At 45.7% G+C, this 26051-nt stretch carries 24 protein-coding genes and 1 pseudogene; 7 read left to right on the top strand and 18 right to left on the bottom strand.

The window, feature by feature from the left end:
• Nucleotides 1-22: 22 nt before the first annotated feature.
• The 8 genes from EOO50_RS09830 to EOO50_RS09795 form a co-directional block, all read right to left on the bottom strand.
• Complete coding sequence (locus EOO50_RS09830) at nucleotides 23-655, bottom strand: 7-carboxy-7-deazaguanine synthase QueE (RefSeq protein ID WP_290839652.1); 633 nt, start codon at nucleotides 653-655, stop codon at nucleotides 23-25.
• A gap of 96 nt (nucleotides 656-751) precedes the next feature.
• Nucleotides 752-2458 carry a tetratricopeptide repeat protein gene (locus EOO50_RS09825; protein ID WP_290839650.1) on the bottom strand — a complete coding sequence of 569 codons (1707 nt, stop codon included), beginning with the start codon at nucleotides 2456-2458 and terminating at the stop codon, nucleotides 752-754.
• Nucleotides 2459-2476: 18 nt separating this feature from the next.
• Nucleotides 2477-3388 (bottom strand): substrate-binding domain-containing protein, encoded by a 912-nt coding sequence (locus tag EOO50_RS09820; protein ID WP_290839648.1) that lies wholly within the window; start codon nucleotides 3386-3388, stop codon nucleotides 2477-2479.
• Nucleotides 3381-3599, bottom strand: coding sequence for a hypothetical protein (locus tag EOO50_RS09815; RefSeq protein ID WP_290839646.1), 219 nt, complete (start codon nucleotides 3597-3599; stop codon nucleotides 3381-3383). The genes EOO50_RS09820 and EOO50_RS09815 overlap by 8 nt, the downstream gene beginning before the upstream one ends.
• Nucleotides 3600-3618: 19 nt before the next feature.
• Entirely contained in the window at nucleotides 3619-4407 is a 789-nt protein-coding gene (locus tag EOO50_RS09810) for an energy transducer TonB (RefSeq protein ID WP_290839644.1), read from the bottom strand.
• 18 nt (nucleotides 4408-4425) lie between these two features.
• Nucleotides 4426-5004 (bottom strand): biopolymer transporter ExbD, encoded by a 579-nt coding sequence (locus tag EOO50_RS09805; protein ID WP_290839642.1) that lies wholly within the window; start codon nucleotides 5002-5004, stop codon nucleotides 4426-4428.
• A 15-nt stretch (nucleotides 5005-5019) separates the two neighbouring features.
• Nucleotides 5020-5637, bottom strand: coding sequence for a biopolymer transporter ExbD (locus tag EOO50_RS09800; protein ID WP_290839640.1), 618 nt, complete (start codon nucleotides 5635-5637; stop codon nucleotides 5020-5022).
• 61 nt (nucleotides 5638-5698) lie between these two features.
• Entirely contained in the window at nucleotides 5699-6520 is an 822-nt protein-coding gene (locus EOO50_RS09795) for a MotA/TolQ/ExbB proton channel family protein (RefSeq protein ID WP_290839638.1), read from the bottom strand.
• A 300-nt stretch (nucleotides 6521-6820) separates the two neighbouring features.
• On the opposite strand from EOO50_RS09795, the gene EOO50_RS09790 reads away from it, so the two are divergent.
• The 4 genes and pseudogenes from EOO50_RS09790 to EOO50_RS09780 all read left to right on the top strand — a co-directional run bounded on the left by EOO50_RS09790 (nucleotide 6821) and on the right by EOO50_RS09780 (nucleotide 10306).
• Complete coding sequence (locus EOO50_RS09790) at nucleotides 6821-8386, top strand: helicase HerA-like domain-containing protein (RefSeq protein ID WP_290839636.1); 1566 nt, start codon at nucleotides 6821-6823, stop codon at nucleotides 8384-8386.
• Nucleotide 8387: 1 nt separating this feature from the next.
• A complete protein-coding gene (locus EOO50_RS09785; RefSeq protein WP_290839634.1) occupies nucleotides 8388-8756 on the top strand; it encodes a DMT family protein in 369 nt (122 codons plus the stop codon).
• Nucleotides 8757-8841: 85 nt separating this feature from the next.
• Nucleotides 8842-8931, top strand: a pseudogene (locus EOO50_RS17710) (hypothetical protein); the annotation flags it as partial.
• Nucleotides 8932-9040: 109 nt separating this feature from the next.
• Nucleotides 9041-10306, top strand: a complete 1266-nt coding sequence (locus tag EOO50_RS09780) for an NAD(P)/FAD-dependent oxidoreductase (protein WP_290839632.1) — start codon at nucleotides 9041-9043, stop codon at nucleotides 10304-10306.
• A gap of 58 nt (nucleotides 10307-10364) precedes the next feature.
• Here the strand turns inward: EOO50_RS09780 and EOO50_RS09775 are convergent, their stop codons facing one another.
• Nucleotides 10365-11702 carry an NAD(P)/FAD-dependent oxidoreductase gene (locus tag EOO50_RS09775; protein ID WP_290839631.1) on the bottom strand — a complete coding sequence of 446 codons (1338 nt, stop codon included), beginning with the start codon at nucleotides 11700-11702 and terminating at the stop codon, nucleotides 10365-10367.
• Nucleotides 11703-11994: 292 nt separating this feature from the next.
• On the opposite strand from EOO50_RS09775, the gene EOO50_RS09770 reads away from it, so the two are divergent.
• From EOO50_RS09770 to EOO50_RS09760, 3 genes are all read left to right on the top strand, one after another.
• Nucleotides 11995-12141, top strand: coding sequence for a DUF2256 domain-containing protein (locus tag EOO50_RS09770; protein ID WP_290839666.1), 147 nt, complete (start codon nucleotides 11995-11997; stop codon nucleotides 12139-12141).
• Nucleotides 12138-13670, top strand: a complete 1533-nt coding sequence (locus tag EOO50_RS09765) for a cryptochrome/photolyase family protein (RefSeq protein WP_290839629.1) — start codon at nucleotides 12138-12140, stop codon at nucleotides 13668-13670. The genes EOO50_RS09770 and EOO50_RS09765 overlap by 4 nt, the downstream gene beginning before the upstream one ends.
• 210 nt (nucleotides 13671-13880) lie before the next feature.
• Complete coding sequence (locus EOO50_RS09760; protein WP_290839627.1) at nucleotides 13881-14840, top strand: mechanosensitive ion channel; 960 nt, start codon at nucleotides 13881-13883, stop codon at nucleotides 14838-14840.
• 21 nt (nucleotides 14841-14861) lie between these two features.
• Here EOO50_RS09760 and EOO50_RS09755 read toward each other — a convergent pair whose 3' ends face one another.
• The 9 genes from EOO50_RS09755 to EOO50_RS09715 form a co-directional block, all read right to left on the bottom strand.
• Nucleotides 14862-15227 carry a hypothetical protein gene (locus tag EOO50_RS09755; protein ID WP_290839625.1) on the bottom strand — a complete coding sequence of 122 codons (366 nt, stop codon included), beginning with the start codon at nucleotides 15225-15227 and terminating at the stop codon, nucleotides 14862-14864.
• A 160-nt stretch (nucleotides 15228-15387) separates the two neighbouring features.
• Nucleotides 15388-16665 (bottom strand): kynureninase, encoded by a 1278-nt coding sequence (kynU, locus tag EOO50_RS09750; RefSeq protein WP_290839623.1) that lies wholly within the window; start codon nucleotides 16663-16665, stop codon nucleotides 15388-15390.
• 442 nt (nucleotides 16666-17107) lie between these two features.
• A complete protein-coding gene (gene queA / locus EOO50_RS09745) occupies nucleotides 17108-18157 on the bottom strand; it encodes a tRNA preQ1(34) S-adenosylmethionine ribosyltransferase-isomerase QueA (RefSeq protein ID WP_290839620.1) in 1050 nt (349 codons plus the stop codon).
• A 140-nt stretch (nucleotides 18158-18297) separates the two neighbouring features.
• Nucleotides 18298-19533 (bottom strand): 3-phosphoshikimate 1-carboxyvinyltransferase, encoded by a 1236-nt coding sequence (locus EOO50_RS09740; protein ID WP_290839619.1) that lies wholly within the window; start codon nucleotides 19531-19533, stop codon nucleotides 18298-18300.
• A gap of 57 nt (nucleotides 19534-19590) precedes the next feature.
• On the bottom strand, nucleotides 19591-19893 hold the full coding sequence (locus EOO50_RS09735) for a hypothetical protein (protein ID WP_290839618.1): 303 nt from the start codon (nucleotides 19891-19893) through the stop codon (nucleotides 19591-19593).
• A gap of 35 nt (nucleotides 19894-19928) precedes the next feature.
• Entirely contained in the window at nucleotides 19929-20255 is a 327-nt protein-coding gene (locus EOO50_RS09730; RefSeq protein ID WP_290839617.1) for a nucleotide pyrophosphohydrolase, read from the bottom strand.
• Entirely contained in the window at nucleotides 20255-22198 is a 1944-nt protein-coding gene (locus tag EOO50_RS09725; protein WP_290839615.1) for a DUF3857 domain-containing protein, read from the bottom strand. Before EOO50_RS09725 ends, EOO50_RS09730 begins: the two co-directional genes overlap by 1 nt.
• A gap of 3 nt (nucleotides 22199-22201) precedes the next feature.
• A complete protein-coding gene (locus EOO50_RS09720; protein ID WP_290839613.1) occupies nucleotides 22202-24130 on the bottom strand; it encodes a DUF3857 domain-containing protein in 1929 nt (642 codons plus the stop codon).
• 3 nt (nucleotides 24131-24133) lie between these two features.
• A complete protein-coding gene (locus tag EOO50_RS09715; RefSeq protein ID WP_290839612.1) occupies nucleotides 24134-26005 on the bottom strand; it encodes a DUF3857 domain-containing protein in 1872 nt (623 codons plus the stop codon).
• Nucleotides 26006-26051 lie beyond the last annotated feature (46 nt).

Raw genomic sequence — 26051 nt, 5'->3', positions numbered from 1 at the left:
AATCGGGATTGTGTTTTTGGCTTTATGGGATGTTAAGGTATTTGTGCGTCTGCAATGAGATTCTCCATTTCGGGTTGTTCATTACGTAATCGACGATAAGCGGCGTCATTTCATCGCGTTTGCTCCATTCAGGTTGCAAAAACAGGATCGCGTTTGGATTCACTCTCTGCGCTTGTTCTTCGGCGAAAATGAAATCGTGCTTGTTGAAGATGATGCATTTTAGCTCATCGGCAGCGTCGTAAACCGATTGGGTCGGCAGTTTGGTTTTCTTGGGCGACAGCGTGATCCAATCCCAACTCCCCGACAATTCATAAGCGCCCGATGTTTCGATATGGATGCGCATATTTTTTTCCTTGAGTTTCAACGTGAGCATCGACATATCCCAGGTCAACGGCTCGCCTCCGGTCACGACGACCGTATCGGCGAATTTGCTCGCGTTCCCTACGATGTGATCGACATGCGTCGGCGGATGCAGATCGGCATTCCAACTTTCTTTCACGTCACACCAATGGCAACCAACGTCGCATCCGCCCACGCGAATGAAGTACGCGGCGGTTCCCGTGTGATATCCTTCTCCCTGAATGGTGTAGAATTCTTCCATGAGCGGAAGCATCTCACCTTTCCCAACAAGTTGTTGTACGTCTTGTGTCAGCATTTCTAAAATAAAGTGCAAAGATAATCAATTCATTTGGTTGCGTCGGGGCAAAAAAAAACCGACAGTTTCCCGTCGGTTTCAATTATTGTTTCAGGCTTATTTTTGTTTAAGCGCTTCGGTCGCGAAGGTTTCTCCAGGTTGGATCGCCAACGTCTTGTTGAAATATTCTTTGGCTTTTGCCTTGTCGCCAGAAGCTATATAAAACGCTCCGATGTTGTTGTTGGCCTCGACCAATTTCTTTTTCGTGGCTTCCTTAGCTAGTTCTTCAGCGCCTTTTTCAGTTACGACGCGAATGTAATCCTCATAACTTTTTGCCATTTCAGTATTCTCGTCAAGCAAACTGTGTGCGCGGGCTTTGAACAAGTAAGCATCCTGTGTTGTCGGTGAAGATCCATATACTTTTGCAAAAGCATCGATCGCCTTGTGGACTTGCTCAGGATTCGGCTTGCCATTTTTAGTATTGTTGGCGTAGTAGATCGCATAACCGTAATAGAACAAATCCTGCGTATAATTTTTAGACTGTTCGTTCGTCACCGCGATTTCGTAGATCGCTGCGGCTTCCTTGAACAATTTCTGGTCGAAGAATCTTTTACCGAGTTCGCTCAAGTCATACGTCATCGTACTTTCCATCTCAACTGATTTCTTGATGTCGGCAACACCGGCGTTGAAAAGCGTCGCGTCGACCACAGGAGCCGCTGTCGCTGTTTCGGTACCGGTCGCAGCAGGAGCGTTTCCTGACGCCTTTTTCAATTTCGCCAAACCTAAATACATGTAATCACGTGCGATTACTTTGTTTGCAGGGTTCTTGATGAATGCATCGAGCGATTGGATCGCCACGTCGGTGTTTCCGTTCTCGTAAGCCGAATATCCCAAATAACGCATGATACGCGGGTTCACTTTATCAAGCTGTTGCATCTTTTGCGCTTCGGCTTCCAATGCCTTGTAATCTTTTGCAAGGATCAAGAAGTCGGCGTGACGCATACGTGAAGCAAGCGAGTAATCGGTAAGGCTCATGTATTTTTCGTAGTAACCGAGGGCTTTTTGAATGTACTCGGTGTATTTTTTCGGTTCGGCATTACCCCACAAATAATAGGTTTCGGCCATTTCACGATACACAGGACCGTAATTTGGATTCGCTCCAAGAACGGTTTCGTAAGCTTTTACAGCTTCAGTAAACGCGCGAGCACCTTTCAGAAGTACACCTTGTTGCATTTTCGCGCGGATCAATGATGGATCAGCCTGTACCGCAGTCCTATATGCGACATACGCATCGTTTTGATTTTTTTCACCGTAATATGCGTCGCCCAAAGCCAGTTGTACTTGCGGATCTTGTGGATTGGCGAGTTTTGCTTTTTCCAAAGTCGACAAGGCGCTTTTATAATCAGGTTTATCGGCATCCATATAAGCGCGCGCGATGAAGATATATTCTTCAGTGTCTTTTTTCTTGATGTCCTTCAAAGACGTCGTGAAATTAGATTGGGCTGCGCTTGTATTTCCTGCATTGAGATCCAATTGGCCAAGACCGATGTAGTTTAAATTACCGTCGTCTTTGGCTGTAATCCCTTTTTGGAATACGACTTTAGCTGAATCCTCGATGTCTTGTTTTAAATATACTTTCCCAAGTAGGAAAGCGGCACGTCCATCGGTTGGTTTCGCCTGGACTGCGGCTTTCAACATGGTTTTGGCTTTTTCGTATTGTTCAGCATCGATGGCTTTCTTGGCCTGCTCGACATCCTGCGCCTGAAGCGCCGTAACAGATGCAAGAGCAACAAAAGCTATACTGAAAATTTTAGGCTTGTTCATTTTTAGAGTTTTATGTTACTATTGTGTTTTTTCTTCTTTCTTGATTACAATTTTTCTCGAGGGAATCCGCACCGGAAGCAAACCTGACTTAAGAATGATTCGCTGTCCACGCTCTCCGGCTATGAATGAGGCGAACCCCATTCCAAGACCTTCGTACCCTTGGGCGTTGACGATATACAAATCACGTGCCAATGGGTAAGTTCCTTCAGCAAGGTTGTTTTGCGTGGGAGAAACAAATTTAACACTTGAAAGACCTTTTACACTAAGAACATTGATTTTTTTAAGATAACTTTCTAATTCTTGAGTGGGTTGCAATACCCAATTTATGCCGACTACGCCAATCATTCCCGGATTTTCGGAAACGAATTTTATGACTTCCGAATTCGTCTTGAATGAATACACGTTTTTCTCGGGCAGTGCTGAAATCCCTGAGAGTTCGTTCATGAAGCGGACCGTACCTGAATTCGGATTGTCGAAAACCATTCCCTTAATTCCGCTGACCGATTTTCCTTTCATGAAATCCACGACATCCTGAAGCGCGACGATCGAGTCATTTCCTTTCGAACCGATAAGTGCGATTGCGTCGGTGGCGAATTTTGTGGATTTCGGATAACGCTTTTTTGAATCGAAGAACTTTTTTTCTTCGGCGTTCAAATCGCGCGACATGATGATCACTTTGGCCGAATCTTTAAAGAATGATTGAAGTGCTTCATTCTCGGATTTTGGAATCAGGTTTATTTTCGCGTTATACTGGCTTTCGAAAACAGCGAGCACGTCTTCAACTATTGGCGATAATGTTTCATCGACCAACATCGACGTTTCTCCCGTCAATATCGTTTCGTTTGCAGGACCGGCCTCGGATTTTCTGTTGCACATGAACAAAAAAAAGACGCCGAAAAGAGCCACGATAGGTACAATTTTTTTACTCATCTTGTGTGTTTTCAGATTTAAGTAGCCTTACAAATCGTATGAATGCATACACGATAAGCAACGACCCTAACGCAACGCGGTATTTATATTCCATGCCCAACGGCAGCTTGTCATAAAAGATGATAGCCAAGCCCATGAACAGGTAAACCAAAAAGAACAGAATCCCTATAACGAGAAGAAATCGCTCTTTCGGCGATTTCTTCTTTTTCATATAACCGTTTGTCATATCGTTATTCTGGAGCCTGAATGGTAATTGGCAACGTAAACGTACAACGCACTTTTTTACCGTTTTGCTCAGCCGGAGACCAGCGAGGTGACTTTTTAAGTGTACGGATCGCTTCTTCTTTCGTCCCGTAACCAACGTCGCGAACAACTTTGATATCTGTAAGCGAGCCGTCTTTCTCAACTACGAAAGAGACAACCATACGCCCACCCGGAGTATCGTCAGGAGTTCTGAAGTTATCGGTTACGAATTTGTAGAACTTCCCGATTCCGCCCGGGAATTCAGGTTTTACCTCGATACCTGCAGAGTTGTAGATCGTGTTGTCTTCTTCTACGACATCTTTAGGACCGTTTCCAACCGGTTCAACAGTAAGTTCGGCGTCAGGATCACCTTTGATGTTCTCGTCACCTACTTTTTTGTTTTCAATCTCCTTGATTTTTGGCGGTTCCTCGACTACCTCTTCAGCTTTCGCAACGACAGGCTTAACGAATTTCACCTGATCGATTTTTGGAGGTGGCGGTGGAGGCGGCGGCAAGTCTTTAGGAATTTCCTTTTTCGGGGGAAGCTTGATCGCTACGATTTTCTTGTCAAGGTTTTCATCTGAATCCGATTTCTCAGGAAGCAACTTCGCCAAAAGCGGCGTGCTAACCAAGAAAGCGAATACCAAACCACCCATGATGAGAGCCATCATGGTCGTTTTAGGATTTTCCTTGCGTAACTGATAAGCGCCGTAGAGCTTATTTCGCCCTTCGAAAACTATATCCAGCCATCCGTGTTTTAATAAATCCAGTTTCATTTGTTTAGTTTCTTTAGGTTACTGGGCAGCTGGTGCAGCGGGAGCCGCAGCGGCGTTACCTTCTAATATTTTAACCTCTTCCGGAAGGATATCGACGATCGCATAAGTCGGAACGTCGGATATCGCCATTTCATCCAAGACATCGACCAAATTCTTATAATTTGATTTCTTGCTTGGTTTGATGATCACAATGAGCCCTTTTTTAGGATCTCCTGTATATTCCTGGACCTTCTTCTTTTGCTTGATTACCTCAGCGCGAAGTCCAGCCTTTCCGTAAGCGATATCTTTTGGAGCCATTGGCGTATTCAAAATTCCCATGTAGTATTTCACTTGGTTATTATCGCCCAAAAGCAAAGTCATCGTACGGTTTTCATCGACTTTAACATCCTTGTTTTTCGTAGGATCGTCGTCTTTGTCCGGCAAGCTCAAATCCATCGATTGAGGTTTTGAGAGCGAGGTCGTAAGCATGAAGAAAGTGATCAGCAAGAACGCCAAATCCACCATCGCCGTAAGGTCGACCTTTGAATTCAGTTTTTTACTGCGGACTTTCTTGGAGCCTTTCTTTCCTCCGCCGTCGCCGGTATTTAATTCAGCCATTTCGTGTTGTTTAAATTAAAAATCTTCACCGCGTAGACCGGTTACCAAGTTGAAGCTGTTAACCTTTTGATCCTGTAGGATATCCATAACCTTTTTGATCTGCGGATATTCTTCCTTCGCATCGCCTTTGATTGCTATCGACAATTCTTTTTGATGCAAATCTATCGTTGCACGACGGGCAAATTGAATCCAGTCGGCTAGCTGATTGTTAAGCGAATCCTTTGGAACTCCAGGTTGGATGCCCGCTTTGTTTCTATCGCTACTTTTCATGTTTATCACTTGCTTCAAGTTCTCGATTGGCGCACCGAAATTCTCAATAAGCGCAAACTTCTCGATCTCTTCTGGAGTGAAAGAAACCTTGTATTGCCTGCTCATAGAGTTCAATGCCTCCACTCTCAAATCCCTTCCTGCAATTCCAAAAAACACTTTACCTCCCTGTCCGATCGTAATCGTAGCCAAATCGCTGTCAGGCAACTTGGTTTGAACAGTTGAGCTTGGCGTATCTACCGGAAGTGGTTCCGGCTGCTTTGCGGTTGCGGTAAGGATAAAGAACGTGAGCAAAAGGAAAGCTACGTCACACATCGCTGTCATGTCGATGCTCGTCGCCTTCTTACTCATTTTTACTTTAGCCATATAGTTTTATGATTATAGATCGGTCACGTTATAAAAAACGGGAATAATCTTATAATTAGTATTAGTTTTTTAGAGAACCTCTGAATCTTCTGTACGTGCTCACGATTGTCGAACCAGCTTCGTCAATAGAATATGTAAGCGTATCGATTTTAGAAGTAAACAAGTTGTAAGTAACGATTGCCAAAGCCGAAGTCGAGATTCCTGTAGCCGTGTTGATAAGCGCTTCCGAGATACCGTTCGCAAGCAAAGCCTGGTCAGGAGTACCTGCTGTCGCCAACGCACCGAACGCCTTGATCATACCCGTTACCGTACCCAATAGACCCGCAAGTGTACCAAGCGATACAAGAGTCGAAAGGATTGTAAGGTTTTTCTCTAGCATTGGCATTTCAAGTGAAGTAGCTTCTTCAATTTCCTTGTGGATCGTCTCAGCAGCTTCTTCGCTGTTCAAACCTTCTTTCTTAACTTCTTGGTATTTTACCAGTGCAGCTTTGATTGCATTTGCAACCGAACCTTGTTGTTTGTCACAAGCAGCAATAGCGCCATCGATATCACCTGATTTGATGTGACCTTGAACATTATTCATGAAAGTGTCAAGATTTCCTTTTCCTGCAGCTTTACCAATAACCATGAAACGCTCTATCGAGAAAACCACCACCATTAAAAGTAGACCCATTAGGACTGGTACGATCGGACCACCTTTGTATACCATTGCAAGATAGTTACCTGGTAGTGGGTGACCTTCATTTGTTCCACCTTCAAAGTTAGAACCGTTACCCATGATGAACTGCCAGATTACCCAGCCAATAAAAATACATACAACGATAGTGATCGCAGAGAAGGCACTTCCTCCGTTTGAACTACTTTGTTTCTTAGCGTTTGCCATTTTTTCAATTTTTAGTTTTTAATAATTATCTTATTAGTTTTTTAATTTTATGGTAAAACCATAAGAGGCAAATTTAATTTTTTACGTCAAATAAAAAAACTTTTTTTCACATTCTTAGCATTAATTTAATCTGCCCAAAACCGTTGCCGTACCTAACGTGCAAACGATTGAGATAGTATCTCACAAGATGTTATTTTTTGTTAAAAGGTTGGGTCGGCCATGAAAAAAAAATATAACCGTCTATTTCCTAAATTCATAACTTTCCGAAATCAAACAAACAGACCAACAAAACATAAAAATATGCCTACAAAAGACGATTTCATAAAAGTCATAACCGACGGCTACACCTCAAAAGGAGAAAGCCTGACATTGGGCGCGGCAATGCTCGACGGCGAAGCGTTACCGGAAGCACACATTAAAATCCCGTTGAAGACCTTAAACCGCCACGGATTGATCGCGGGCGCAACGGGAACCGGAAAGACCAAAACGATCCAGGTGTTATCGGAACAATTGTCGGCTTTCGGGATTCCCGTACTCATGATGGACATAAAGGGCGACTTCAGTGGAATCGCTCAGGCAGGCGTCGAACAACCTTTTATAGAGGAACGTCACGCGAAAATCGGTCTTCCATTCACGCCATCGGCTTTTCCTGTGGAACTCATGACGCTGTCGGATCAAAATGGTGTCCGATTAAGGGCAACGGTCTCAGAATTCGGACCGGTTCTTTTTTCGCGCATCCTAAACCTCAACGACGTCCAGGCCGGGGTCGTGTCAATCATCTTCAAATATTGCGACGACAACCAACTTGCGTTACTCGACCTAAAAGACATTAAGAAAGTCCTTAACTACATTACCGAGGAAGGAAAAGACGAAATCGAAGAAAACTACGGCAAAATCTCGACTGCAACCACAGGAACAATCCTACGAAAAATCATCGAGGTCGAACAGCAGGGCGGCGATATTTTCTTCGGGGAATTGAGTTTCGAGATTTCCGACCTCATGCGAATCGACGAAAACGGACGCGGTTATGTAAACGTGCTACGACTCAACGACATCCAGGACAAACCGAAATTATTCTCGACTTTCATGCTCAGCCTGCTTGCCGAAATCTACCAACAGATGCCCGAACAAGGCGACTCGGGCCAACCCGAACTCGTCATTTTTATAGACGAGGCGCACTTGATTTTCAACGAGGCGAGCAAGGCACTTCTGGAGCAGATTGAGACGATTGTAAAATTGATCCGATCGAAAGGCATCGGCATCTATTTCATCACCCAAAATCCGATGGACATTCCGAACGGCGTGCTCGCCCAACTAGGTCTGAAAATCCAGCACGCATTAAGGGCATTCACCGCGAACGACCGACAGGCAATCAAACAAACGGCCGACAATTACCCGACGTCAGCCTTCTACAAAACCGACGAATTGCTCACAAGCCTCGGAATCGGAGAGGCGCTCGTCACGGCGCTCAACGAAAAAGGAATCCCGACCCCGCTCGCCGCCACGATGATGCGCGCGCCACAAAGCCGCATGGATGTGCTCACCGACGACGAGATCAAAGCCATAAACGACAAATCCAAACTCGTCAGGAAATACAACGAATTGGTAGATCGGGAAAGCGCCTACGAATTGCTCAACAAGAAAATCCAGGAAGCCGAGACCGCCGCAACCCAGCAGAAGCAACAAGCCGAAGCGGCCAAACAACAGGCTGAGCAAGCAAAAGTCGAACAAAAGCAAGCCGAACAACAACAAAAGCAATCGTCGGATCAAACTGGACAAATTACGAAGTCGGTTGTAAAAGTATTGACGAGCGCTACTTTTATCAGGGGCGCGTTCGGCGTGTTGTCTAAACTGTTCAAGAAATAAAATGAAAGGATTTCTCACGATTGGATTGCTCGTGTTGTCGAACATCTTCATGACCTTGGCGTGGTACGGCCATTTGAAATTCAAGGAATGGAAATGGTTCGAATCGGCGGGATTAATCGCCATCGTATTCATCAGTTGGGGATTGGCACTATTCGAATATTTCTTCCAGGTGCCTGCAAACCGCATCGGATTCAAGGAAAACGGCGGCCCTTTTTCGCTCATGCAATTGAAAGTCATCCAGGAAGTGATTACGCTTGTAGTTTTCGTTATTTTCTCGTTGCTATTTTTCAAAAACGAGACATTCAAATGGAATCACGCCGTGGGATTTTGCTTTTTGGTGTTGGCCGTGTACTTTATTTTCAAGAAATAACGCGCAACCCGAGGGGGAAAATCTATTTGCTTGTTGTAAGACCAAACCGAAATCATTGTGAAACACCTTTAGGGAAGCGCAGTCGGCAACTACGCAGATCGACATCTCTAACAAGTCGAACGGCATTTACTTCGCAAAAGTGACCACGCAAAACGGAATGAGGTTGAAAAAATAATCAAACGACAAACGTAATCGATTTCGCTTCCCAATGTGTCTTTAAGAAACGTTAATCCCAAAATCCCGACGGTTTTTATTCGGTAACTTTAAATACCAATAACGACGACATGGGAAATAGAAAGCGCATTGCCATTGTAGGCGCGGGATTCGCGGGACTTACGCTCGCGCAACATTTAAAGAAGTCCGATTACGATATCTGGATCTTCGACAAACACAATTACCATCAATTCCAGCCTTTGATGTACCAGGTCGCGACCGCGCGATTGGAACCTTCGAGCATCTCGTTTCCGTTGCGAAAGGTTTTCCAATATTGCAAGAACGTGCATGTCCGAGTTGCAAAAGTTGAAAATATCGATACCCAGAATAAGAAATTGCACACGTCGATCGGCGACTACGAATACGATTATCTGGTTATCGCGAACGGTTGCGAAACGAATTATTTCGGAAATCAGGAACTCGCGAAACACGCCTACCCGATGAAATCCGTGCCGGAAGCCATCCAGCTGCGTAACCGAATCCTACAGACGTTTGAAGACGCGATCATCGCCAAACCCGAAGAACTCGACGCGTTGTTGACTTTCGTCGTCGTCGGTGCCGGCCCGACCGGGGTCGAACTCGCGGGCGCTTTGTCGGAAATGAAAAAGAATGTTTTGCCGCGCGATTATCCCGACAAGGATTTCTCAAAACTCAAAGTGTATCTGCTCGAAGGTTTGCCCAATGTCCTCAACGCGATGAGCGACGATTCGAAGAAATACTCACGAAAATACCTCGAAGACCTCGGCGTGATCGTTAAGACTGAAACACTTCTCGATTCCTACGACGGCGTGACCGTGAAACTCAAAAGCGGTGAAACCATAAAAAGCGAAAACGTGATCTGGGCCGCGGGAATCTCGGGCGTGAAACTCGAAGGAATCCCCGAGGACAATTACGCGCGCGGCAATAGACTCGTCGTGAACCGACAGAATGAATTGCAGAATCTCAAAGACGTCTATGCGATCGGCGACATCGCGTACATGGAAACCAATAAATTCCCGAAAGGACATCCGCAATTGGCCGCCGTCGCGAACGAACAGGCTGAAATGTTGGCCAAGAATTTCATCCGACTCTCAAAAGGCGTGATGCTCAAACCTTTCGAATACCACGACAAGGGTTCGATGGCGACGATCGGGAAACGAAAAGCCGTCGTCGACTTGCCACAATTCAGTTTTCAGGGAAGATTGGCTTGGTTCACGTGGATGTTCGTCCACCTGATGTTGATCCTGAGCATCAAGAACCGATTGCTCATTTTCGTGAATTGGGCGTTCAGTTATTTTACGAACGATTCGACTTTGAGGGTTTTGATGGATACGCCGAGTAAGAAACCGGTTGAATAATTTTGTTTCGGGTTTAGAGTTTTGCGTTAACCCTAAACTCTAAACCCGAAACAAAAAATTACGACAAGTATTCAAAAATCTTCCTCTCCACTTCCTCACTATCCCATTTATTTTCAATTCCGTCCAACTGCATCACCTGATCCATGATCGCTTTTTGTTTGTCGCCGATAGCGAGTGCTTCCGAATACGGCCTGTGGCTGAACGTCACGCGGCTGTACAACGGCAACCATTTGTCGGGATATTTCTCTGAGAAACGTTTCTCGATTTTCTTCTGCAACAGGAATTTCTCGTCGGCGACACTCGATGACATTTCCATGAAATTGCGCCATGAAAGTTCGGCGATCGCATCGGCGTTCGGTTTGCGTGACTTTTGGTATTCGGCGAAAATCGTAGTCCAATCGTCCCCGAATTTCTCGATGCATTCGTTCAAGACCGTAATATCCTCAAATCCCGCATTCATGCCTTGTCCATAAAACGGAACGATCGCGTGGCAGGCATCGCCTATCAAAGCGACTTTGTCCTCAAACGTCCACGGATAACATTTCATCGTGACCAAAGTCGACGTCGGATTCTTGAAGAAATCCTCGGCCAGTTTCGGGATCACGTCGATCGAATCCGGGAAATTCTTCGCGAAGAAATCCTCTACAAGTTTGCGGTCGGTCAGCGATGCGAACGAATTTTCGCCTTCGAAAGGCATGAACAGCGTACACGTGAAACTTCCGTCGAGATTCGGCAGCGCGATCAACATATATTCGCCTCTGGGCCAAATATGAAAAGAGTTCTTATCGAGTTTGTGCGTACCGTCGGCGTTCGCGGGAATATTCAGCTCCTTGTAACCCGTATTCAAAAATTCCTGGGAATAATTGAACATACTTTGGCGTTGCATGCGGTGACGAATCCGAGAGAACGCGCCGTCGGCTCCAAAAACCATGTCGTATTTCAAGTCGGTCCACTCGCCTCTTTCAGTTTCGCCTATATGCAACGTCGCGGTCGCGAGCGAAACGTCCCAAATGCGTTGCTCGAAGAAGAATTCAGCACCTGCAGCTTCGGCAAGATCGATCATTTTCCGGTTCAACGTTCCGCGCGAAATCGAATAGATACTTTCGCCTTCCTTGCCGTATTGCTGGAATTTCAACGCGTCCGAAACGTGGATAGCGCGTTTGTCCATGGCGATCGCGATCGACCGGATCTCATCGCCGATGCCAACTTCGTCAACGGCTTTCCAACCGCGCGTGGACATCGCCAAATTGATCGATCGACCCGAAAATTGGATATTTCGGATATCGGGGCTTCGATCAAAAACGTGAACGGTATGGCCTTGTCTCTTGAGGTAAATCGCCAAAAGTGAACCGACCAATCCGGAACCGACGACGGCGATTTTTAGTGGTGTTTGCATTGATTTTCGCGTAAGCGGTGTAAAAGTACGGATATTACCTTTTTAAAAAGTGGACTTTTATGCTTTTTTTGGGCGTTCCGGCGGCTTGAAAATTCGGTTTTAGATGACGAAACGGGAAGCCGCCGTCGGGCTGCCGCTTCTATCTTTTTGTTTACCGCCTCGACAAGCTCAGCGTCGTAAACAAAAAGGATATCCGCTCACATCCCTAACGCGCATACTTTTTCCAATTCAACAATCGCAAACAAAATCACAATCAGTTTCCAAACGCGAAATGCAATCGCTAACTTTAAAAATGCGTGTCAAAAAAGAAAATCTGCCAACCAAAATATGTCCTGTCTGCGACTTGCCGTTTTCATGGCGCAAAAAATGGGGAAAAGTTTGGGACGAAGTGAAATATTGCAGCGAAAAATGCCGTCGGTCAAAAAATAAAATCGCATGAAAACTCTTCGGCTCCTTTTAGGCGACCAACTCGACATTAACCATTCGTGGTTTTCAAAACCTAATGGCGATGTTATCTATCTCATGGCCGAAATGCGCCAGGAAACCGATTACGTGAAACACCACATACAAAAAGTCGTCGCGTTCTTCGTGTCGATGCGCAACTTCGCAAGCGAACTCAAATCGAAAAATCACAAAGTCGATTACCTAAAAATCAACAGCAAGCACAATTCTCAAAAGCTTGAACAAATCATTTCGGACGCAATCGAAAAACACAAAATCGAGAAATTCGAATATCAACTTCCCGACGAATACCGACTCGACGAACAATTAAAATCCATCTGCAAAAAACTCAAAATCGACTCCGAGGCTTTCGACACCGAACATTTTTATACGACTCGAAACGAATTCAAAGATTTCTTCGAAGGCAAGAAATCGCTGCTCATGGAAAGTTTCTATCGACACATGCGCAGGAAACACGATATCTTGATGGTCGGCGACAATCCGCGTGGCGGCAAATGGAATTACGACCACGCGAACCGCAACAAATTCAGCGGACAGGTCAAATTGCCAAAGGCGAAATTATTTGAAAATGACGTTACAGCAATCCTATCGGAAATTGAAAAAGCCGGAATCAAAACCTTCGGGAACATCGACGCGAAAGCATTCAATTGGCCAACGACGCGCGACGAATGTTTATGCACGCTTCATCATTTCTGCAACCATTTACTTGAACATTTCGGCGATTATCAGGACGCGATGCACACGGCCGACAAATTTTTGTTCCATTCGCGTTTGTCGTTCGCGATGAATTCCAAAATGATTTCGCCAAAGGAAGTCGTCGATGCGGTTCTCGAGCGATTTCACGAACACAAGGACGAGGTCAAGATCAACGAAGTCGAAGGCTATATCCGACAAATTATCGGTTGGAGAGAATATGTGCGCGGCTATTACTGGATGCGCATGCCTGAATTCGAAAGCGAAAATCATTTGCGAAACCATCGAAAACTTCCTTGGTTTTATTGGGACGCGAAGACGAAAATGAATTGTCTGAAACATTCCATCGGGCAAAGTCTCGACGAGGCATACGCGCATCACATCCAACGTTTAATGGTCATCGGGAATTTTGCATTGCTCGTCGGTTCTGATCCTAACGAGGTCGACGAATGGTATCTCGGTGTTTACGTCGACGCGATCGAATGGGTCGAAAAGCCCAACACGCGTGCGATGTCGCAATGGGCCGACGGCGGCAAGATCGCTACGAAACCGTACGTTTCCAGCGGAAGTTACATCAACAAGATGAGCAATTATTGCCTGCGTTGCCATTACAGCGTCAAAGATAAATTCGGTGAACGCGCGTGTCCGTTCAATGCGCTGTACTGGAATTTCGTCGATCAAAAGCGTGCGCATTTTCAAGACAATCCGCGCATGACGATGATGTTGAGCCAGCTTGATAAGATGAAGCCGTCGGAGCGAGAAAAAATTCATAGGAAAGCGGCAGAGTTGATTAAGAATGCGGATTACCTGTAAACTTTGCTGGAGATATTATTTGAGTTGTGAGGACGTAAAACGACCCTGACAGGGTGTTGCATAACGTTCAAATAATCAAATAGTTGCGCACTAATTCATGTCACTATTCGAATCCAATGTCACAAGATTATGTAAGTCATTCGAAAACCTGTATAACGAATTTGCCGGACAGCATCCGTAACTTGAAATCCCAACAAAAAAACCAATCGCATGGAATTCGACTTGAACACCGTATCGAACTTACTCATTGAAAAACTCAACACTTGGGGACGCGAATTCATTCGGATTTTACCGAACATCGCCATCGCCGCCATTATTTTCGTGCTTGGTTTCTATGTCGCCAAATTTCTCAGGCGTATCGCGCTCAAGCTAATCGCCAAGGTTTCGCATAACGTGACATTGAACAATCTTTTCGCGACGTTCGTTTACATTTTTGCGATCGGGATCGTGCTGTTTACGGCGCTTAGCGTGTTGAATCTCGACAAAGCCGTGACGTCGATCTTGGCCGGGGCCGGTATTTTGGGATTGGCGCTCGCGTTTGCGTTCCAGGACATCGCGTCGAATTTCATGTCGGGGATTTTCATATCGTTCAGAAAGCCATTGAAGGTTGGCGACGTCGTGAAGATCAGCGGATTCATGGGAAAAGTGAAGGAAGTGAATTTGCGCGACACGGTCGTTCAGACGTTCCAAGGCCATTTGATCACGATTCCGAACAAGGACGTTTTCCAAAAACCTATAGAGAATTTCACGACGCTCAACAAACGTCGATTCGACCTTGATGTTGGCGTTTCCTATGGCGAAGATCTTGACAAAGTGCAACAGGTGACACTCGAGGCCGTGAAAGATATTCCGGACATTTCGAAGACGCAGCCCACGACGATCATGTTTCGCGAATTCGGCGATAATTCGATAAATTTCCGCGTACGGATGTGGATCGACAGCGCCGAACAAGGCACGTTTTCAAAAGTCGGCAGCCAGGCGATTCAGCGTATCAAGAAAGCGTATGACGCGAATGGGATTACGATTCCGTTCCCGACGCGGACGTTGGATTTCGGTGTGAAAGGCGGCGTTCCGTTATCGGAAGTCGCTTTGAATACGAAACCGGCGGAAGTTGAGAACGACGACCCGAATGATTTGGGAATGGACATGGGCGAAGGCAGCGAAGAGTAAATTTCACGATCAGTGACATTCTCATTGACCGTATTTCGTCAATAACTGATCTACATAGACCTGATGTTTCCGGTAAGCTTCTTTCTCAGAAATTTTCTTGTCCCTGATGTCATCGGCGATATTACTTTTCATCATTAATTCTTCGGTCGCCAGCGTATCCATGATATTTTGAAGATCTTCGATAGTCGTATTTTCCTTGTATCGGATCTTTTCAATTTCGATATTACATCGGGCGGCAAAAACTTGTTTCAGATCAAACTCGATCTTTTGTTTCATGCGGGAAATTTCGTCGCATTCGAACGTGGGCTTGAAACCTTCGGCGTTCTCGATGAGCATGACTTGCACTTTTGCGGTTTTTTTGTCATCGGATGAAAGATTATAACCCATAGCGTAACCACATTTCTTTGGAGAAACGGTTCGCGACCAATATATAATTTCATAGTCGGGATTTTTTTTGCAGCTGTGGTGTAAAATCGTGCAGCATACAACTCCGAAAAAAAGCAAAAATGTCTGTTTCGTCATTTGCATGAAATCCTCGGCTACCTTTTTAATGCAATGATTTGATGCCTGCTTTTAAAACCTGCCCGAAATCGTACATATCCTCAAACGAACAATATAAAGGCACGGGCGCCAATCGGATTACGTTGGGTTCGCGCCAATCGGTGATCACGCCATTTTTCATGAGGTAATCGAACAGGTTTCGGCCCTCTCCGTGTAAATAAACCGACAACTGGCACGCGCGCTCTTTGGGATTTGACGGCGTGATAATTTCAAAATTGCTGTCGACTTCCTTGTCGATCTCTTGCAGGATGAATTCCAAATAAGCCGTGATTTTGTCGCGTTTTTCAATCAGTGCATCCATTCCGACCTCATCGAACATTTCCACCGACGCCAAGTAAGGCGCCAACGTGATTACCGGAAGATTCGAGATTTGCCAACCGTTCGCGCCTTGCACGGGATCGAATTCGGGCTCCATCTTGAAGCGTCGTTCCTTGTTATGTCCCCACCAGCCGGCGAATCGATTGAGTTTCGGATCGGAATGATGCTTTTCGTGCACGAAACAACCCGACGCATTTCCCGGACCCGAATTCATGTATTTGTACGAACACCAAGCCGCGAAATCGACGTTCCAATCGTGAAGCTCAAGTTTGATGTTTCCGGCCGCGTGCGCCAAATCCCAACCGACGACCGCGCCTTTTGAATGTGCGTACTCAGTAATCGACTTCATGTCGAAAACCTGTCCCGTGTAATAATTCACTCCGCCCATGAGCAACAGTGCAAGTTCATCGCCGACCTCATCGATCTTGGCGAGAATGTCTTCGTGTCGGATGTTGTGTTCGCCTTCACGCCTTTTGATTTCGACGATCGCATCTTTCGGATCGAAACCGTGGAATTTCACCTGCGACTGCAACATATATTGGTCGCTCGGAAATGCTTTTTCTTCGCAGATGATTTTGAAACGCTTTGCCGTCGGGCGATAAAACGAAACCATTAGCAAGTGCAAATTCACCGTCAGCGTATTCATCACCGCAACTTCGCTCGGCAACGCGCCTACGACTTTACTCAACGGATCGGCGAATCGCTCGTGATAATCCCACCAAGGTTTCTGGGCATAAAAATGACCTTCGACGGCAAGGTTCGCCCAATCATCCATGATGTCGTCGACGAATTTCTTGGCGCGTTTGGGTTGCAGCCCGAGTGAATTTCCGGTGAAGTAAATGACTTGCTTGTCGTTCACTTTCGGAAAAATAAATTCGTCGCGATACTGTGCGATTTTGTCTTGGGAATCGAGTTGTTGCGCGTATTCGCGGGTATTTTGGAACATGTTGTTGTAGTTGGTTCGCAAATTTAGTGATTGTTTTGAATAGTTTGGTGTTTTGTTGATTCGTTGGTTATTGGTTGATTTGTTGATTTCTTGATTCGTTGATTTGAATCGTTGTCTGCCGTTGGGGATTTAGGTTCACCATTCTTGGTTGATTTGTTGATTTGTTGATTTGCTGATTTGAGTCGTTGTCTGCCGTTGGGGATTTAGGTTCGACAATATTGGTTGATTCGTTGATTCGTTGATTTGTTGATTTGAGTCGTTGTCTGCCGTTGGAGATTTAGGTTCATTATTCATTTAAAGTTTAGATTTCAAAGTTCAAAGTTTCTGAATATCAAACGCATCCAAAAAAAAATCCCGCTCTTTCGAACGGGATTTAAACTTTGCACCTAGCACTCTGTACTTTGAACTTTGAACTTTGTACTTTGTACTTTGTACTTTGAACTCAAATAATCAACATCGCGTCTCCATAAGAATAAAACTTATATCCCTCTTTGATCGCTTCGTCGTATGCTTTTTTCATGAGATCATGACCTGTGAAAGCCGAAATCATCATCAACAAAGTCGATTTCGGAGTGTGGAAATTCGTGATCATACAGTCGGCGATCGAGAAATCGTAAGGCGGGAAAATGAACTTGTTCGTCCAACCGTCATACGGATTCAATGTTCTTGCCGATGAAACCGAGCTTTCGATGGCACGCATCGTCGTCGTCCCAACCGCGCAAATACGGCCTTTTTTGGCTTTCGCATTGTTCACGATATCGCAGGCCTCTTGAGTGATTTTCAATTCCTCGGAATCCATTTTGTGTTTCGACAAATCTTCTACCTCAACCGGGTTGAACGTTCCAAGACCGACGTGAAGCGTAACCTCAGCAAAATCAACACCTTTGATTTCAAGGCGTTTAAGCAAATGGCGAGAGAAGTGCAATCCAGCGGTTGGAGCCGCGACCGCGCCTTCTTCTTTGGCATAGATGGTCTGGTAACGCTCGGCGTCCTCAGGAACGACCTCGCGGTTGATGTATTTTGGAATCGGCGTTTCGCCAAGTTCGGTCAATTTGTTGCGGAATTCCTCGTACGAACCGTCGTAAAGGAAACGCAATGTACGTCCGCGTGAGGTTGTGTTGTCGATAACTTCGGCAACGAGTGAATCGTCATCTCCGAAATACAATTTATTTCCTATACGGATTTTTCGCGCCGGATCGACCAAAACGTCCCACAAACGCTGCTCCGAGTTAAGTTCGCGAAGCAAGAAAACCTCGATGCGCGCACCTGTTTTTTCTTTGTTTCCATACAAACGCGCAGGGAAAACTTTAGTATTGTTCAAAATAAGTACGTCGCCGTCGTCGAAATAATCGATCACATCCTTAAACATTTTGTGTTCGATGGTTTTTTTCTTGCGATCGACGACCATAAGGCGTGATTCGTCCCTGTTTTCGGCTGGAAATTCGGCTAAAAGATCTTTTGGGAGATTGAAATTGAAATGTGATAATTTCATGCAGAAGTTGACGCGCAAGGTTTTAAGTTAAATAAGACTCGCGCTTTCGGATGCAAATATACGATTGTGAGATAGGCGTTGTCAAGTGTTTTGTGTTATTTGTTTAGGGTTTGGCGTTTAGACCTGCAAAACACTAAATCCTAAACATTGCCGACAACAAAACCCAGTGCTTTCAAGTCTTCCCAAAATGTCGGAAAGGATTTCGAAACCACTTCGGCGTCATTGATCAAAATCTCGGTTTTCAACGCCAATGGAGCGAACGCCATCGCCATCCTGTGATCGTTGTATGTGTCGATCGCGATTCCTGATTTTATTGCTCCCGACGCTTCGAGCGAAAGACTGTCGTCGGTAACCGAAACCTTCGCGCCGAGTTTCGTGAGTTCGGTTTTCAGCGCTTCAAGCCGGTCGGTTTCCTTTATTTTAAGCGTGTGCAAACCTGTGAGTTCGCAACCGATTCCCAGGCCGAAAGCAGTTACGGCAATCGTTTGGGCGATGTCGGGCGTGTGGTTTAATTGACAATTGATAATTGACAGTTGACAATTTTTCGCTTTCGTCAGTGTGATCGAATTTTCATCGAACGTGGTTTCGACACCGAAAACTTTGTAGATTTCCGAGAGTGCGCTGTCGCCTTGTAAACTGTTTTCTTTATATGACGAAAGTGTGATTCGCGCTCCCATGTCGGACAAAGCGATAATTGAGTAAAAATACGACGCCGACGACCAATCGGATTCGACTGTCAAGGCGCAAGGTTCAGGGTTCAGGGCGCCGGGTTCGATTGAAATGACATTCTCGGAAAATTTCGCGTCGATGCCGATCTCATTCAAAAGCGCGACGGTCATGTTGATATACGGAATCGAAGTGATCTTACCGTCGAGCGTGAGTTCTAGGCCGTTTTCGAGTTTCGGAGCAATCAGTAAAAGTGCCGAAATATATTGGCTGCTGACTCCGGCGTCAAGTATTACATTGCTTTGCGTGAGCTTTTTTCCAGTGATTTTCAAAGGTGGAAATCCTTCGTTTTTTTCGTACGAAATATCGGCGCCCAAATCGCGTAACGCCTCGACCAGAATCCTGATCGGTCGTTCCTGCATTCTCGCCGAACCCGTGAGCGTAACGGTTCGTCCGTGCTGGATCGCGAAATACGCCGTGAGGAAACGCATCGCTGTTCCTGCGTGATGGATATCGACGCTGTCAGATTCGCTCGAAAGCGCTTCGGTCATCGCGATCGAATCGTCAGAAATGGAAATGTTTTCGATCGAAATTTGCGGGAATAATGCCTGTAGCAGCAACAACCGATTCGTTTCGGATTTGCTTCCCGTGACGGCAAGCTTCGCGTTGAGTAAATGTCTATCGGGAGTCGTGCGCAGTGCGAGATTCATCTGTAAAGGTTTCGAGGTGCGAAATTACGGCGAATTTCCGTCTTTTCCGAAGTGAAATCAGTCGAACTCCGAATTCGAATACGTGCGCAACCCGACGTAAAGATAAAATGCCGCAAGCGCGTAACTCAACGCGATAAACGCGAGTGTCGCGAGAATTTCTTTCTTAGGTGATCTGCGTTTGCGGTAAAATCCGATGATGCGGACAATTACCCAACTGCTAAGAATAACCGACGCCAGCAAATGAAAAATCCCAACGAACGCGATTCCCAAAAATGCCGTAAGATAATACCATGCGATGATCGTGCTCCCAATGGCAAGCGAGATGAAGGTCGCCCGTCGTCCGAAACGGATAAAATCCATTTGATGCCTATTGAAATACGGGTCCATCGTATTCTCTATTTTAACTTTTCGTTGCCGTGATGGCGGTCGTGGTCGCGTTTCGTCTTCACGTCCATTTTCTTGTCGAAAGCGGCTTGCAGGTCGACGCCGGTTTGGTTGGCGAGACAGAGTACGACGAAGACGACATCGGCCAATTCCTCACCGAGATCCTTGTTCTTGTCGCTCTCCTTTTCCGATTGCTCGCCATAACGACGTGCGATGATGCGCGCGACCTCGCCAACTTCCTCGGTGAGTTGCGCCATGTTCGTAAGTTCGTTGAAATAGCGTACGCCGTGGTCTTTGATCCAGTTGTCTACTTCAATTTGGGCATTTTTGATATCCATTACACTTTCTTTAAAACTATTTTTTGTTGCTGCTTCGAAATCATCTGACTGAAAAATTCCTTGAGAATTTCATAGCCGTCCTCGGGCACGATGGCCGTGCTGATTTCGTACTGCACGACGATCTGCACGTGATCGCCTTTGGGCAAGATCGAATATTTGAAAATCCCGATGTTGGTTTCAGTACCAAGATTCGTTTCTTGAGGTACCGATTCGACGACGTAATTTTCAGGCAATTTGATACTAATTATAAATTTGTCCTTGTACGGAAAAACGAAATCGACGGGATATTGCCTTTCCTCCTGAACGAACGGGTTTCTCTCGAGCCCAAGGAAAAGCATTGGTGAGAAATACATCTTATCACCCATTACGTCGGCGACGTTCGAATGTTCAAATGTATACGATTCCTCTACAGGTTTGGTCAAATCGTCCCGATCTTTGATTTCATAATCCGATATTTGGATTCCGTTGAAACGTTTTTCAGTAAGTTCGGCACACAAATCTTTGCTCAATCCCGAATATTTTTCACGATATCTCATCGCATTGTAATCAAAAAAATTATTGCGCAATTTGCCTTTCATGCCACCGTTCTTATCAAGCGCAGCCAGCAACGTGATTACCTCGTTCGACGGTTTTTCAGGAATCAGCTCGATGTCTTTGTACGCTCCGTTTTTTGAAACCATCCGCCCGAACCAATTTATCGCACGCTCGGGCAAAATTCCCGGCCGTGAATATTTGTGCGTGGCATCGAGCAACACCTGCCCTTTTTCGTCCCAGACACCGCAGATCACATAGTCGAACGCCATTACGCTCGGAAAATAAGAAATCCCGTTTTCACGCGTACTGACCAATATGGGACTTGCTTCGAGACCCGCGTAACGCAGCATGGAAACGAGCATCAGGTTTATTTCGGCGGCGTTTCCTACCTTATTTTTATAAGCTGCCTTTACTCCATCGTCGCACGTAAATCCTTTATATTCATTCCAGGACATACGTGATTGTACGAACGCAAAAATGGCGTTTATCTTTTCAGACGGCGTTTTCGCGTTGGCCAGGATCGGCTTGATATCGTCTTCAAAATATCCTGTTTTTTCGATTTGGGTTCCGAAATCCTCGTCCTCGTAAATCGCTTTTACGATAAGCGGCCAATCGCTCGAGACGTTTCGGACGATGCCGTACGAATCTTCGACAGCTGAAAGCTCACATTGCACATGCGACCTGAAGTTATCGATGTTGGTGACATATTCCTCCTCTTTCAAAGCAGGAACGTCCTCTATCGAATATACGCTGACCATTTGAGTTCCTTCGCCGGCTATGTATGCGGTGTTCTCTACAAGTTTCGGCTTGAGATGGCCGCTCACGATTTTGTTGTACTTGAACCTTTCGGGCAAATTGACTTGATATTCGGCGTAATCGACGGGAATCTCGTGTTGGAAATAAAAATCCCTGAGTTTGCTGATTCCGCCCGATCGTTTTATCACGCGATATTCGATGATGGAACCTTCCCTGACGTTGGGCAACGTGAATTTTTTAGAACGCAGGCCTTTCGTCACTTTTGTCTCGAATTCGCTCTCGCTTTTCATCTTCGTCTTTTCGATCTTCCCGTCGACAAGATTGTACGTAGCCGCTTCTTTCACGGTGATTTTATCTCCGCCAAACGCGAAAAAATAATCTTCGTAATTCGCGTAGTCGTAACCCTTTTTGTCGTAAATCTTGATCTTTGCCTGCGTTTCGGTAATGACTTCGATGTAGCCTTGCCCGTCCCGCCCATATTTTACTTTCGTGCGTTTGAACAAATAGGCCGCAACCGCCGACGTATCGTTATCGTGCCGTTTTTGCTCAAGTTCTCCGATCGTTACTTTACCGATTTCACGCGTTTGGGCAAATCCCGAAAAATTCGTCAGAATAAGGATTCCGACTAGAATGAGGCTCACGCAAACTCTCATACGTCAGGATTTGCGCAGGACGATTTTCTCGTTTTGCTTGGCGATCATTTCCCTGTAGAACATCTTTAGGGTTTCGTAATGTTGTTGCGAAACGACCGCGAAATTCATATCGTGCACGATAGAGAGCTGAATCTGCTTTCCATTACTTGCGATGTTATATTTGAAGGATCCGATATTTGAATCGGTCGAAATCAATCCCGGCGAAGGCGTCGATTCGACCACGTACCCATCGGGAAGATTGATCGTAATCGAGTAACGATCCTGGTAAGGAAACCCGAAATCGACCGGATATTCCCTGACTTCCTGCTTGAACGGATTATTTTCACGCGCCAGGAAAAGCATGGGCGAAAAATAAATCCTGTCTCCGATGACCTCGACGACGTTATCATGCGTGAACGTGTAGGCTTCCATAACCGGTTTTTCGAGTTCGCGGTCGTTTTGGACCGAATAATCGTTCACCGAAATTCCATTATATCGTTTCTCCAATTTCTCCAGATAGCTTTCCTTGGCGACTCCCGAATAATTTTCACGGAAGCTATAGGCGTTGTAATCGCTGTAAATATCGCGCATTTGCCCGGAAACGGAGCCTTTCGAGTCTATCGTCGCCAACAGGTTCACGACTTCTTTCGAATTTTTGTCGGGCATTAAATTTACCTCGGCCGATGTTCCGTCCTTGCGGATAATCCGTCCGTTCCAGTTCAAAACGCGGAAAGGCAGTACATTCGGCAATGAATTTTTGCTAGTCGCATCGAGAAGTATTTGGCCTTGCGGCGTTTCCACGGCTGCGATCACATAATTGAAAGCGGTCCGGCTCGGGAAAAGCGCGATACCGTTTGCGCGCGTACTCAAGATGACCGGATTTGCCGTCAGGCCGCCGTAGCGCAACATCGCGGTAAGCATCAGGTTGATCTCAGCGACATTTCCGGTTTTGTTCTTGTATGCGGTTTTGACGCCATCCCGACAGTAATAACTGTTTCTTTCATTCCAAACCATGCGCGATTGCACGAATTTGAAAATGACGTTCATTTTTTCATCGGGTGTTTTCGCACCGTCCAGAATTACTTTCAGGTCTTCTTCGAAATAGCTGTCTTTGCGCAACTGCGGCCCGAAATCCTCGTCCTCATATATATTTTTACTCACCGAAGCCCAGTCAGTCGCGAGCTTTTCGACGAAGCCCTTATTCTTCTTGGACGACAGTTCGTACGTAACGTGCGAGCGATAGTTATCGATATTGTTCACATAATCCTCATCTTTCATCGCCTTGACATTCGACATCGAGAATGTTGTCCGGAATTGGTTGAAGCGACCGGCGACATCCAAAAGCTTTTCGTCTTTTTGCTCAGGTTGCAGGTATCCGCCAAGAAACCTGTTGTATTCATAATCTTCAGGCGTCGCGACCCTGTATTCGATATAATTTACGGGTACGTCGTATTGGAAGTAAAAATCGCCGAACGTAGTAAGCCTGTATGTCGTATATCTGACGGAATATTCGATGATGGAACCTTCCTTGACATTTGGAAGCGAGATTTTCTTCGTCTTCCAGCTCTCGGCGGTTTTCTCGGTAAATTCCCCTTCGCTCTTGAGTTTCGTCTTTTCAACCTTTCCGTCGACGAGATTATAGGTCGCCGCATCGTCGAAATCGATTCGGTCACTATTTGTTCCCGTGTAATAACTTTCTTCGTGATTGGCGTATTTGTAGCCTTCTTTCTTGTAGATCTTGATCTTCACTTTGGTTTCGGTTACCACGTTCCAGTAGCCGTCAGGATTGATCGTCCACGAGATATCGGCTTTCTTGAACAAAATGGCTGCGGCTGCCGACGTATCGGTCGGACAGACTTTTTCCTTCAATTCATCGACGGTCACTTTGCCGAGCTTGTATTGTGCATTCGCCGAAAAAGTCAGCAGTAAAATAAAGTAGATGATTTTTCTCATGATTTAGTTTTTAACCAATACTATTTTTGAATTGTCGGCCTTTGCGACCTGCTCCATGAATTTCCTGAAATTCTCGTACTCCTCGCTCTTGTAATAACCATCTTTGACCGTGAGCGATCGCTTGTAGACGATTTGTCGGGCATCGACCACGAGATATTCCATTTTATAATCGCCGAACTTATCTGAAATCACGATATTCTCAGGTTTTGCCTCGATCGAGAAACCTTGCGGAATAGCGACCGTCACCTCGTCAAAATCAGTGTACGGCCGTTGTATCTCGAACGGATTCTTTCGCGCCCGATAACGTTGCGGCACGGTAAGCACTTTATTAAACGCATTGATGGGAAAGAACAGCCTGTTGCCGCGAAGCTCTCCGTAACGCTCAGCGTTGAGGCTTATGTTTTCAAGGAACTCGACATTTTCAGAGTTCGAGGAAACGTCAATTTTTTCAAGCACGAGATTGTTGATGCCAAAATAATCCTTGTAGAATTTCTTGCGCTCGTCAGCCGATTCTGATGACAAATGCATGCGATTATCGAATTGGATGCCTTTGGATTTTATTTCGACTTTCCCTTTGATCGTTCCGTTTTCGTCAAGCACATAAGTTCCTTTCGACATTTGCGTGTTGTCTTTGTAGACGCTGGTCCGCACGAGTTCACCGCCGTTCGGCTTGAGGAGTAATGCCATCCGGTCGTCAGTGAAATTACCCAAGTATCCGAAAGGCGCTTTTTGGCTTGTACATTCCAGCCAAACATAATCGTTGGCGATTGGGATCGCGAGGATGACATGATTTCCTTGAACGCTTGCAAAATCCGGATTCAGGTCCATTTTATTGCGATCGCCGTAAAGCTCCGCATAATATGATGGCACGCCTACGACATTCAACAAACTCCGTGTATAATTCGTCAGGGCTTTGCAATCGCCGTATCCAAGTCGTTCGACATCTTTCGCCTTCATCGGTCTGAAACCGCCTATTCCTAGTTGTATTCCGACGTATCGCGTCTTATCCTGTACGTATTTGTAAACAATCCTCGCCTTTTTTATGGGATCGGTTTCCTGTCCGACCAGCGCTATAATTTTCGCTTTGGTCTCGTCGGCAAGTTCATCGGTACCTGAGATAAGATTATAGTATTCCCAACTGCCGAAATCTTTCCATGTCGTGGCACTTCCGTCAAGACCTTCAAGATTAAACGAATCGAGCCCGAACAAGACATGCGGCAAGAATCGTGAAGCAGAAGGAGAATATGCCTCGTCGCGAAATGCTGACAAGTTCGTGGCCGAGTAACTCATGCCGTTCGGAATATCTTTTTTTGCGATACCATAGCCCTCGAAATTCACCTCTTTGTACCTGAGGCCCAACTCGGGCGCGCACGTAATGTTGAGTTCACTGCGCTCGATGCCCATGTTCGTACGATTCAATGGAAACCACAATGGAATAAAAGCTGTATTGGAATCTGAAATCTCGCTTTCATAGACGATCGTAAACGGATAGCTGACAGGCGTAAAGTCGAGAAACGTCCTTTTGTTATCTGATATCATCGCTCCGTCATCGGCAGCCACCTCATGAAAATCCTTGCGTTTGAATTTCTTGATCTCGAAACCAAGCGCGTCGTACAGCGTGGCTCCGATCGATTTCACATCCCTGGTTTCAATCGCGCCTATTCGCGAAAGACCCGATTCATTTAAGACGGTAATGGCACTGGTCGTCTTGACCGTTATCGACTTCCTCGACGTGACGAAGACATCGACCTTCTTATGACGAACCACCGCATTTGCGTTTTCCTTTAAATTCTCAGGAATCGCCAACACGGCATATTCCAATTTTTGCGCCTGCAATGCCGCCGACAGCAACAAAAGGCAAAAGACCATTTTCATTTTCATCTTACACAATAATGTATTACTCCAGTTGTTTGTGAACAAT

This window comes from Flavobacterium sp., assembly GCF_004211145.1.
GTDB lineage: Bacteria > Bacteroidota > Bacteroidia > Flavobacteriales > Flavobacteriaceae > Flavobacterium.
The sequence above is the reverse complement of the archived record's forward strand: the minus strand, read 5'-3'. Positions and strand labels throughout refer to the sequence as shown.